This window comes from Amycolatopsis xylanica (assembly GCF_900107045.1).
Taxonomy (GTDB): Bacteria; Actinomycetota; Actinomycetes; order Mycobacteriales; family Pseudonocardiaceae; genus Amycolatopsis; species Amycolatopsis xylanica.
The window spans coordinates 1-11161 of sequence record NZ_FNON01000015.1; the positions used below are offsets into that span (position 1 = coordinate 1).

Sequence of the window (11161 nt, forward strand, 5' to 3'; positions counted from 1 at the left end):
CCGGCCAGCCGGTGGGCTTTCGGGCGCCGGCCGCGTTCGAGGGCCAGACGCTGGGCTCGGTCGGCCCGGTAGCGGCGAGGCCGGCCAGTGATCGTGGCGCCGGGCCTGGAGCACCGCGGCCCACCACCTCGGCGCACTTCCCGTGAAATCGTCGAGGGTGACCTACCCAGGACTCTCGCAATCACATCCTGGGTAAGTCCCTGATCCAGACCGTTCTGGATCTTTTCCCGTTCCTCGCACGTCAACCGGGGTCCTGGCATGACGATCTCCTATCAGCCACCACTACTTGCAACAACCGATTGAGACCAAGCCACTTTCGTCAGATCGCATCTGACGAAAGTCACTTTCGGGCTTTCGGCGGCTAGGCGGGGGTGAGGTTGGGCCAGGTGAGGACTGTGGAGCCCCAGGTCAGGCCCGCGCCGAAGGCGCTGAGGAGTACGCGGTGGCCGGGGATGAGGTCGCCGGCGCGGGCGGCGTCGGCGAGGGCGAGCGGGATCGAGGCCGCGCTGGTGTTGCCGGTGTGCTCGATGTTGGCGACGACCGCGTCGGCGGCGAGGCCGAGTTGTTTGGCGCAGCCCTGGAGGATGCGGATGTTCGCCTGGTGACCGACGAATCTGTCCACATCGGACACCGTGAGACCGGCGCGCTCCAGCACGGCGCGTGACGACTCGGCCATGCGCGCGCAGGCGTGGCGGAAGACCGCCTGGCCTTGCATAGTCAGGAAGAACTCGCTCGGGTCGTCGGACTGGCGCTTCTTGGAGCCACCCGCGGTGATCCAGAGCAGCTCGGCCAGTTCGCCGTCGCTGTGCAGGTCGAACGGGCCGAGCGCACCCGGCTCGTCGGCGGAACCCGAGCGCAGCACGACGGCGCCCGCGCCGTCGCCGAAGATCGGGACGGTGCCGCGGTCTTCGGGGTCGATCATCGTCGTGAACGTGTCGGCGCCGATGACCAGCACGGACGACGCGACGCCGCCTGAGATCAGCCCGGCGCCGGTGGCGAGCGCGTAGACGAAGCCGCTGCAGACCGCGTTGACGTCGAGCGCGCCGACGCCGTTCATGCCGAGGCGCGCGGCGACCTGCGGCGCGCTGCCAGGGCACAGCTGATCCGGGGTCGCCGTCGCGAGGAGTACGAGGTCGACTCTGTCAACTCCCGCGGACGCCAGCGCCCGCTTACCCGCTTCGACCGCCAAGTCCACTGTGGACTCACCGGGGGCGACGACATGACGTTGCGCGATACCCGTGCGAGTGCGGATCCACTCGTCCGAGGTATCAAGTCGTTGGGACAACTCGTGATTGTCGACGACACGTGAAGGCAGCCAGGAACCGAGACCACTGATTACCGCCGTACCGCGCGCTTCTTGCGTGGGCACCTGGAATTTCCTCCCGACCGACCTGAGACCCCGACCTCTCCCTTGTAGGTCCTACCCTCCGGTAGACCCGTCAGTTGTGTTCCAGGTCACATTGCGAGCAAAGCTCACGTTATGCGGTCACTCCAGGTAGGCCAGTACGGCGAGCACGCGCCGGTGACCGCTCTCACTGGCTGGGAGGTCCAGCTTCGAGAAGATGTTCCCGACGTGTTTCTGCACGGCCCGCTCGGTGACGACGAGTTTCGTGGCGATCTCGCCGTTCGCGAAACCCTGCGCCATCAGGTGCAGCACCTCACGCTCGCGCGCGGTCAGCGCGGCGAGCGGATCATGCTTACGGGTGAGCAGCTGGGCGATCACCTCGGGGTCCATCGCGGTGCCGCCGGAAGCCACCCGTTCGAGCGCCTCGAGGAACTCCTCGATCCGGGCGACCCGGTCCTTCAGCAGATAGCCGACGCCGCCGTTGCCGTCGGAAAGCAGTTCACCCGCATAGGTCTCCTCGACGTACTGCGAGAGCACCAGCACCGGCGTGCCCGCGACCTCACGCCGCGCGCGCAGCGCCGCGTGGATGCCCTCGTCCGAGAACGTCGGCGGCAGCCGGACATCCACAATGGACACATCGGGCCGGTGCTCGCGGACGGCCTCGACGAACGAGTCGGCGTCCTCCACCCGCGCGAGCAGCTCGTGCCCCGCGCTCTGCAGCAGGTGCCGCATGCCCTCGGCGAGCAGCACGTTGTCCTCGACCATCACGACCCGCACGGGACCTCCAGCGAAATACGGGTCGGTCCCCCTGCGGGACTGTCCACCTTGAGCGTGCCATCCAGCGCGGCCAGCCTGCGCCGCATGCCCCCCACCCCGGTGCCGCGCGTCTCGTCGACGCCGCCTTCGCCGTCGTCGACGACCTCGGCGAGCAGCACGTCCACATGCCGGGTGACGGTGACCTGGGCGCCGGTCGCGCCGCTGTGCTTGGCGACGTTGGTGAGCGCCTCGGTGATCACGAAGTAGACGGCCGACTCGACCGGCGCCGCGACCTTCTCCAGCTCGCCGACCGTGAGTTCCACCGGCACCGGGCAGCGCGCGGCGACCGCCGCGAGCGCGCCGTCGAGGCCGCGGTCGGCGAGGATCGGCGGGTACATGGTCCGCAGCACGCCACGCAGCTCGGTCATCGCGTCCTCGGCGCCTTCCCTCGCGCCGGCGAGCAGCTTCGCGACCTTCTCCGGGTCCTTCTCGCGCTCGGCCATCCCGACCATCATCGCGAGCGAGACGAGCCGCGCCTGCGTGCCGTCGTGCAGGTCACGCTCGATGCGCCGCAGCTCGGCGCCGTGCGCGTCGACCGCGCCAGCCCGGCTCTCGCGCAGCGTCTCGACCAGCTGATCCTTCTCCGACGGCGCGAGCATCCTGGTGCTGAGCCTCGCGGAGACCCTGGCGAGCCCGGGCGCTCCGCGCCACGCCGCCAGCAGCCCGATCGCGATCGTCGGCACGCCGGTGGCGAGCGCCGTGTCCCAGCTGCGGATCGGCACGTTCACCAGCATGGTCGCCGGTTCGTTCCCCGGGTAAGCCCACCAGAAGAAGGTCGTGGACAGCGCCGCGAACGGCAGCAGAACGCACGTCAACCCCACGATGCCGAGAATCGTGCCGACGAACATCTCGACCGGCACCCAGCGCAGGTCGCGGCGGGTGCCGGGCTCGGCGAGCAGCGGGCCGAGCCGCTTCGCCCGCGGCCCGTGGCCTGGGATCACCAGGTCGAGCAGCTTGCCGGCGCGGTGGCGCTCGTAGTCGGTGAGCTTGCCCAGCAACCGCAGTGCCTGTGGCATGACGAACGCGCCCGCGGTGAACAGCGTCAGCACCCCGGCGAGCATGAGCGCCGGGAGCGCGAACATGCACACGAGGCCCATGACGAAGCTCTGCACCGAGTACAGGAGCGCGCGTCCCGTTCGCTGGATCATGCCGTCGATTGTTCACTGCGCCGGTCGGCCGCGCGGTGGGGGTGGCTACACCATTTCGTGTAGCGGATCCCGCACCTCGCGACGCCGCCCGATCAGCTGGAACAGCACTCCGATGCCGATGACCAGCGCCAACGGGATCAGCTGGCTCCAGAAATAGGGCCAGCGCTGGCCCGCGAACGAGGACGGCAGCGAGTCGTCGGGGCTGCCAGAGGTGCCGAACCAGCCGACTCCGATGCCCGGCCAGATCAAGGTCGCGACGGTGAACGCGACGAACGCCGTCGGCACCAGCGTGACGATCGCGACACCCCAGGTCCCGCCGCCGACGCGGAACGGGCGCGGCACGTCCGGCTGCTTCCGGCGCAGGGCGAGCAGTGAGGGGAACGTCACGACGTAGGAGATGAAGGTCGTCGAGATCGTCAGCGCGAGGCCCGCGCTGAAGTACTTCTCGGCGTCGCCGCCGGTGATCGCGAGCGCGGCGACCATGACCAGGGTGGCGAGCACGCCGGAGAGCACGTTGATCCGGATCGGGGTGCCGTGCTTGGCGGAGATCTCGCCGAAGTAGCGCGGGCCCGCGCCGTCCGCGCACGCGACGGCCTGCGCCCGGTGTGCGCCGATGGCCCAGCCGACGCCGCTGGTCAGCACGCCGACGATGAGCCCGGCCGCGCAGATCATGCCGAACACGTGCCCGGCGCCGGTCAGCGTCACCGTGCCGTCGCCGGCGATCGAGCCGCCGTAGACGGTGAGCACGCTCTTGCAGGCGTCGATGAACCCGCCGAGGCTCTTGATCCGGTCGGCGGGGACGACCAGCAGGATGCCGAGGATCGGGCCGCCGTAGAGCAGGAACGCGCCGATCCCGGAGCGGAGGATGGCGAACGGGACCGTCCGCTGCGGATCGGTCATCTCGTCGGTGGCGGTGCTGGGCAGTTCGAAGCCGACGTAGTTGTAGATCACGAACGGCACGAGCGCGAGGAATCCGGCGTAAGTCGGCGCGAAACTGGAAGCCGTCAGCGGCTGTACGCCGTTTTTGATCGCGTAGACCACGACTGAAACGGTGAAGAAGCCGAGAAGCACGATTCGGGCGAGTGCTCCGGCAGTCGGAACCCATTTGCCGACTTTGAGTGAAGCGGCCACGCAGAGCACGCCGAACCAGATGAAGAGGACGCCCGCGATGTACTTACCGGCGGTGCCGAGTGGAATGAAGAATTTCTCGGTGGTTGCCACGGCGATGATGGTGAGACTGCCACCCATCCAGATCGGGTTCGTGAGCCAGTAAAGAACCTGGTTGATCCCCGCGACCGTCTTGCCGAACGCCAGTTTCGTCCAGATGTAAGGGCCGCCCTCGACCGGGAACGCGGTGCCGAGTTCGGCGACCAGCAGGCCGTACGGGAGAAAGAAGAGCACGGCGAGGATGACCATCCAGGTCAGCCCCTGCGGGCCCTGCGCCGCGACGCTCCCGATGGTGTCGAGCCCGACCAGCGTGCACAGCAGGAAGAAGACGACATCCTTGCGGCGTAACGACTTTTGCAACCGAGAGCGCTGCTCCTCGAACCCGCCGCCCAGACCGTCCACAATGTCCACCACTGGTGTACCCCCGCTCGCCCGGTGAGAGCGCTTACCGTGACGCCGGACACAGTGCTTGTCAAGGCGCGGACAAGCGTTGTCAGGAAGCTTGACAGGCGGGCACGAGCCCGGCTATTGACTGAATCGTCTCTTTGCGCAACCTGGACAGGAGCACCGTGGGCGACGAGCCTTATCTGCAGATCAGCTGGCATGACCGCGAGACCGGAAGCCGCGGCTACCTGGTGATCGACCGACTCGTCCGCGGCGTCGCGAGTGGCGGCCTGCGCATGCGCGCCGGATGCACACTTGACGAAGTACGCGGGCTCGCCGCCGGAATGTCCGCCAAAGAAGCTTTGAATTACGACCCGAACGGACGATATGTTCCGCTGGGCGGAGCAAAAGGCGGCATTGATTTCGACCCGCACGATCCACGCGCCGTCGACGTGCTGCGCCGATATTTGCAGGCGATGCGGCCGTACATCGAACGGTTCTGGACGATGGGCGAGGACCTCGGCCTGCGCCAGGACACCATCGACGAGGTGCTGGCCGAACTCGGCATGGACTCGTCGATCCCGGCCGTCTACCCGCTGCTGGACGACGAAACCAAGGCCAGGAAACGACTTTCGGACGCCTTCGCGATCGACGTCGACGGTGTCAGCCTCGACGAGCTGGTCGGCGGCTACGGCGTGGCCGAAGCGGCACTGACCGGCGTCGACCGGCTGGGGCTGCCCCGCGCGGGCACCCGCGCGTTCATCCAGGGCTTCGGTTCGATGGGCGGCGCCACGGCGCGGTACCTGGCGCGCGCGGGTCTTTCGGTGGTCGGTATCGCCGACGCGGTCGGGGTCATCCACAACCCGGACGGCCTCGATGTGGAAAACCTGTTGCTGACAAGGAATTCCTACGGCGAGATCGATCGCGCGGAGCTACGCCGCGAGGACCAGCAGCTGCCGCTGCGCCAGTGGCTCGACATCGACGCCGAGGTGCTCGTGCCCGCGGCCGTTTCGTACACGATCAACGCGGAGAACCAGGCTTCGGTCCGCGCGCGGCTGATCGTGGAGGCCGCGAACATGCCGGTGACCGCGGACGCGGAGGCCCCGCTGACCGAACGCGGCGTGCTGATCCTGCCCGACGTGGTGGCGAACTCGGCGACCAACGCCTGGTGGTGGTGGACGCTCTTCGGTGACGTCGAAGCCGACGCCGACCAGGCCTTCGCGAAGATCAGCGAGGCCATGGCGAAGCTGGTGACCTCGACGCTGGACCGGGCCGAGATGGGCGGGGTGACCCCGCGGGCGGCCGCGGCGACGATCGCGGCCGAGGCCTCGGCCCGCATCGACCGCCGCTTCGGAACGCTCTAACTCCCGGGCGGGCGCCCGCCCGATCCGCATGAGCGCCACTTTCGCAACGCTGAAGGTTGTGAAAGTGGCGCTCACGTCACCCGGGGCCGGGCTGGCGGACTTTGCAAGGGTGGCCCTTGTGAGGCTGAGCGTTACAAGGGTGGCCCTTGTAACGTCTCGCGCTCGGGGCGTGGGTTAGTTGGGGAAGAGGGCGGGGAGGGGGTTCATGGGTGGGATCACCGCTTGGGCTGCTCGGGGCAGGCCGACCAATGAGACGGCGCCGAGCAAGGCGCTGTAGGCCGCGGCGCTCGGGCAGGTCAGGACGTTGGCCAAGGCGTCGCCTACCGAGTCACCGCCGGAGGGGGCGCCTGGCGGCGGAGGCGGGGTCGGGGCGCTCGTGACGGCGCGGGGCACCGAGAGGTGGCCGGTCAGGGGCAGGTCGCGCGAGGACGTGCCGACCGAGATCCCGTAGTAGCCCGCCGTCCGTACCCACTGGTGCGCGGACGAATCCCAGTGCGAGAGGTCGCGCGGCGTCAAGGAAAACCGCACCCGTTGCGTCTCGCCGGGCGCCAGGAAGACCTTCTCGAAGCCTTTCAGCTGACGGGGCGGTTCACGGTCGGAGGCCGGGTGCGACACGTAGAGCTGGACGACCTCGGCGCCGGGGCGGGAGCCCGTGTTCGTGACCGAGGCTTCGACGACGTCGCCGGAAATCCGCAGCGACGACAGCTCGAACCGGGTGTACGAAAGGCCGAAACCGAAGGGGAACAAGGGGTTCAGGCCCTGCTGGTCGTACCAGCGGTAGCCGACCGCGAGGCCCTCGGTGAAGCGGCCGTCCGGGAACGCGCGGGCAGGCACCTGGCCGAGTGAGGCCGGGAAGGTGACCGGGAGCTTGCCGGACGGGTTCACGTCGCCGTACAGCAGCGAGGCCAACGCTTCGCCGTACTCCTGGCCGGGGTACCAGGCGGCGAGTACGCCTTTGACGCGGGCGAGCCAGGGCATGGTGACCGGGCCGCCGGTGTTCAGCACGACGACGATGTTCGGGTTGGCCGCGGCGACCTTGTCGATGAGGGCGTTGTCGGCCAGCGAGATGTCCGGGGCGTCCTTCGATTCGGTCGACCACTTGGCGGCGAAGACCACGGCGACGTCCGAGGCGGCGGCGACGCGGGCGGCTCGGTTGGGGTCCGTGCCGTCGTCGAAAGAGACTTTGCCGTGTGCGGCGATGCCGTCGTACGGGGTGTCGATGGCTTGGGCGACGACGTGGGCGCTGCCGCCGCCCGAGCCGAGCACACCCGCGCCCGCCGCGGTGCCGATCACCGCGACCGAGTCCGACCGGCGCAGCGGCAGGACGTCGTCGGCGTTCTTCAGCAACACGGTGCCTTGCTCGGCGACCTCGCGGGCGATGGCGGCGTGACGCGGGGTGGTCACCACCGCCGACGGGGAACCGGTGGCCGGGCGGTCGAAAAGGCCGAGGCGGAACATCTGGCCAAGAATCCTGCGGACCATGTCGTCGAGGCGGGCGCCGGGGGCGAGCCGCTTGCCGAAGTAACAGCCGTCCGGCATCTGCAGGTCCAGACCCGCGTTGGCGGCGGCGACGCTCGCCGTCATGCCGTACCAGTCCGAGGTCACGAAACCGTCGAAACCGAACTGTCCTTTGAGGACTTGGGAGAGCAGGTACGTGTTGTTGCAGGCGTGCACGCCGTTGAGATAGTTGTAGCCGCACATCACCGAGCCGACGCCGCCGTCGCGGACCGCGCGCTCGAACGCGGGCAGGTAGATCTCCTGCAACGTCCGTTCGTCGACGGTCACGTTGCCCAGCGACGTGTTCCGCAGCGTTTCCTGGCTGTACGCCGCCAGATGCTTGGCCTGCGCGATCACCCCGTGCTGCTGGATGGCGCGGATCTGAGCGACCGCGAGTTCCCCGGTCAGCTCCGGGTCCTCGCCGAAGGTCTCGTACGACCGCCCGGCACGCGGGTCGCGCGCGACGTCGATCGCGGGCGCGAGTGCGACGTTCGCGCCTTTGCCACGCACCTCCGCGCCGAGCACGTCGCCGTACGCGGCCGCGAGCGACCGGTTCCAGCCCGCCGCCATCGCGGTCGGTGAAGGCAGCTGCGTGACGCCGGTCTGGCCGTTGCCGATCCCGGCCGATCCGTCGGAAAGCCCGAGCCGCGGCACGCACAGTCGCGGGATCGGCTGGACGAGCCCGGCGTAGACGGGGCCTGCCAGATCGAACGGCCCGGCCGAACCGTGCACCATGTTCAGCTTCTCGGCGGGGGTCATCGCAGCGAGCACTTGGTCGACGCGCTGCGGTATCGGCGCTTCCGAACCGACCCAGGGACACACCGGATCGGCGGCTTTGGCGAGTGGCGGCAGCCCGCCCGCGGCCAGTCCGAGCACGGCCATGATCACGAAGGGTCGCCGAATGTGCATGGAGCGTGAATACCTTTCATGATCCACGGTCGTCAACCGGCGTCCGGATACTGCACCACTGAGCACTCTTTAAAACCCGAACGGCTGAACGCCGGGCGGATAACCTGGCAGGGTGCACCCCGATCTCGACCGCCTCGACCACGCCATCCTGAGCATCCTGCAGACCGACGCCCGCACCATCGCCGAGACGATCGGCGCGAAGGTGGGCCTGTCCGCGGCGGCCGTGCAGCGCCGGATCAAGCGGCTGCGTGAAGCAGGCGTCATCGAGCGCGAGGTCGCCGTGCTCGATCCGGCCGCGCTCGGCATGCCGATGACGTTCATCGTGATGGTCGAAATGGAACGCGAGCGGCTCGAAGTGCTCGACGCCTTCCGCAAACAGGTACAAGCCGAGGAACACGTCCAGCAGTGTTACTACGTCACCGGCTCCGCCGATTTCGTGCTGGTCGTCACCTGCCGGGACATGTCGGAATTCGAAGCATTCACGCACCGTATGTTCTTCAACAACGGAGAGGTACGGCACTTCACCACCAGCGTCGCCATGGAGCGGGTGAAAGTGGGCCTCACGCTGCCACTCGAGCAGCAACGCTGACCGTCCACTGTGGCCACAAGAGGTTTGTGTCCCGCGTTACACCATTTTGGACGGCTTCCACCAATAGCGTGAACGTGAATGCTTTGTCGTCACGAACGTCCGGCCCGCACATCTCACCCTCGACCGACGAACGAGTTCGCAGACAAGCGAGCGAGGGATTCATCGAGGAGTGGCCGTGCAGACCGACGCAGTTCACCAGAGCCAGTTCGTGTTGCTGAACGACAGCACCACGCCGGTCCTTTCGCGCTTGTCCTACCACGCCGATGAGCCCTTCGCGGTCACCGTCGCCTTCCGCACCGAGCGCGGCCGCTGGGTCGAGTGGACCTTCGCCCGCGACCTGCTGGTCGACGGCCTGGTCGAGCCCGCCGGTCTGGGCGACGTCCGCATCCGCCCCGATCTCGTCCAGGACGAGGAACTCATCATCCTGGAAATCGAGTCGCCGGACGGCTATGCGTCGTTCGAGCTGGAGCGCGCCGACATCGAGCGCTTCCTCGCCGCGTCCTACGAACTGGTGCCGCTCGGCGCCGAGGTCGACTACTTCGACGTCGACACCCTGATCGATGAGATCACCAATGTCTAACTAACTCCCGCGGTAATAGGCAAAGGGCGGGTTGAGTGCTCTGGAGGCACTCAACCCGCCCTTTGTCGTTGTCGGGACTAGCCGCGGATCAGGGTCGCGCCCAGCGCGGAGAGCGCCTTGTTCAGCGGGAAGAAGTACATGGTGGTCGAGTTGCCACCGGACAGCAGGCCCTGGCCCTGGTTGCCCGCGATGATCGAGCCGCCGGAGTCACCGCCCTCGGAGTGGATGTTGGTCGCGGTCATGCCGTAGACCGTGCCCTCGGCGTAGCGGACCGTCTGGTTCTTCGCACCGATCGTGCCGCAGGTCCAGCCGGTGGTCGAACCGCTCTTGCAGGCCGACGTGCCCGTGGCGGCCTCGGTCGAGCCTGCCACCCGGGTGCCGTTGTTGATCACGCCGCGCGGCGTCCAGTTCGAGTTCGTGCGCGCCAGCGAGTAGTCGTTCGTCGGGAAGCTGTAGCGGCTGAACGAGCCCATAGCGACCTGGTTGTAGCCGGTCAGTGAGCTGCCGATGGCCGCGCAGTGCCCGGCCGAGACGAAGCCGCCGGTGACCGAGAAGCCGATCGAGCAGCGTGCCCGGTTGGCGATGTAGTACGCGTCACCGCCGCGGACGTCGTACTGCAGCGACGGCCGGTCGGCCGACTCGACCACGGTCACCGCGCCCTTGTCGACGCCGGTCTTGGCCAGGTAGGAGTCCACGTCGCCCGCCTTGCCAGGCTCGACGGTCACCGTGACGCGGTTCGTCTTCGAGTCGACACCCCAGGTGGTGACCGACTTCGGCGCGGTGGCTTCGGCCGAGTTCAGTCTGTCGACCGTCGAGTTGAGCTGGGTCGCGCTGAACCGGGCCACCCCGGCGTCCGCGCCCGCCGCCTTGACCTGGTCCAGCTTCGAAGCGTCGGTGACGTCGACGTGCAGCCGCTTGGTCGTGGCGTCGTAGTACGAGCCGGCGAAGGTGTCGCCGAGCGCGGCCGTGAGTGACTCCGAGAGCGTGGACGCGGCGTTCTCCGTCGCCAGCGCGGCGACCGCCTGGTCGTAGGTGAGTCCGAGGTCCTGCTGCATCGCGGGCATCATGTCCGGGTTCAACGGGGTGAACGCGGCGGCGGGCGACGCGGCGATCGCGCTGACCGCCAGTGCGGCGGCCGCTGCTGCTCCGAGCACCTTCTTCATGGTTCTCCCTCGACTACCGATTACGGTGCGACTCCGGTCGGTCACACCCATGGGTGACCTTGCGGCAGGCACCCCGGGGACACAATCCGGCTGCGAAGAGATAGGTATACGCAATCTTTTTGGGGTAGAGCCGCTGCCCCAGCCGGGCTTCGCCCCTTGCAACCCCCAGGTCCGCGTAGGTCCTTAAGTAGGGTTTCGG

At 68.2% G+C, this 11161-nt stretch carries 10 protein-coding genes; 3 read left to right on the top strand and 7 right to left on the bottom strand.

The window, feature by feature from the left end:
• The 5 genes from BLV57_RS44465 to BLV57_RS40520 form a co-directional block, all read right to left on the bottom strand.
• Positions 1 to 260 (bottom strand): helix-turn-helix domain-containing protein (locus tag BLV57_RS44465; protein ID WP_143047288.1); only part of this gene is annotated, 260 nt, incomplete at its 3' end.
• 101 nt (positions 261 to 361) lie between these two features.
• Entirely contained in the window at positions 362 to 1369 is a 1008-nt protein-coding gene (locus BLV57_RS40505; RefSeq protein WP_091299516.1) for a beta-ketoacyl-ACP synthase III, read from the bottom strand.
• A gap of 117 nt (positions 1370 to 1486) precedes the next feature.
• On the bottom strand, positions 1487 to 2122 hold the full coding sequence (locus BLV57_RS40510; protein ID WP_091299519.1) for a LuxR C-terminal-related transcriptional regulator: 636 nt from the start codon (positions 2120 to 2122) through the stop codon (positions 1487 to 1489).
• Positions 2110 to 3309, bottom strand: coding sequence for a sensor histidine kinase (locus BLV57_RS40515; RefSeq protein WP_091299522.1), 1200 nt, complete (start codon positions 3307 to 3309; stop codon positions 2110 to 2112). Before BLV57_RS40515 ends, BLV57_RS40510 begins: the two co-directional genes overlap by 13 nt.
• 45 nt (positions 3310 to 3354) lie before the next feature.
• Complete coding sequence (locus tag BLV57_RS40520) at positions 3355 to 4890, bottom strand: APC family permease (RefSeq protein ID WP_218134994.1); 1536 nt, start codon at positions 4888 to 4890, stop codon at positions 3355 to 3357.
• Positions 4891 to 5045: 155 nt separating this feature from the next.
• Between BLV57_RS40520 and BLV57_RS40525 the strand changes: the two genes are divergently transcribed.
• Positions 5046 to 6224 (top strand): Glu/Leu/Phe/Val dehydrogenase dimerization domain-containing protein, encoded by a 1179-nt coding sequence (locus BLV57_RS40525; protein ID WP_218134995.1) that lies wholly within the window; start codon positions 5046 to 5048, stop codon positions 6222 to 6224.
• A gap of 174 nt (positions 6225 to 6398) precedes the next feature.
• Here BLV57_RS40525 and BLV57_RS40530 read toward each other — a convergent pair whose 3' ends face one another.
• Positions 6399 to 8630, bottom strand: coding sequence for a beta-glucosidase family protein (locus BLV57_RS40530; protein WP_091299528.1), 2232 nt, complete (start codon positions 8628 to 8630; stop codon positions 6399 to 6401).
• Between the two features lie 112 nt (positions 8631 to 8742).
• On the opposite strand from BLV57_RS40530, the gene BLV57_RS40535 reads away from it, so the two are divergent.
• Together BLV57_RS40535 and BLV57_RS40540 are read left to right on the top strand one after the other, a co-directional pair.
• Complete coding sequence (locus BLV57_RS40535; RefSeq protein ID WP_091299532.1) at positions 8743 to 9219, top strand: Lrp/AsnC family transcriptional regulator; 477 nt, start codon at positions 8743 to 8745, stop codon at positions 9217 to 9219.
• A 175-nt stretch (positions 9220 to 9394) separates the two neighbouring features.
• Positions 9395 to 9799 carry an SsgA family sporulation/cell division regulator gene (locus BLV57_RS40540; protein ID WP_091299822.1) on the top strand — a complete coding sequence of 135 codons (405 nt, stop codon included), beginning with the start codon at positions 9395 to 9397 and terminating at the stop codon, positions 9797 to 9799.
• A gap of 77 nt (positions 9800 to 9876) precedes the next feature.
• On the opposite strand, the gene BLV57_RS40545 is transcribed toward BLV57_RS40540, so the two are convergent.
• The gene (locus BLV57_RS40545; protein WP_091299535.1) at positions 9877 to 10962 is read right to left on the bottom strand and encodes a S1 family peptidase; all 1086 of its coding nucleotides are present in this window, start codon (positions 10960 to 10962) and stop codon (positions 9877 to 9879) included.
• Between the last annotated feature and the right edge of the window lie 199 nt (positions 10963 to 11161).

Coding starts and splice junctions, on each gene's coding strand:
- BLV57_RS40515 (WP_091299522.1), bottom strand. CDS start 3,309: ATGATCCAGCGAACGGGACGCGCGCTCCTGTACTCGGTGCAGAGCTTC.
- BLV57_RS40530 (WP_091299528.1), bottom strand. CDS start 8,630: ATGCACATTCGGCGACCCTTCGTGATCATGGCCGTGCTCGGACTGGCC.
- BLV57_RS40545 (WP_091299535.1), bottom strand. CDS start 10,962: ATGAAGAAGGTGCTCGGAGCAGCAGCGGCCGCCGCACTGGCGGTCAGC.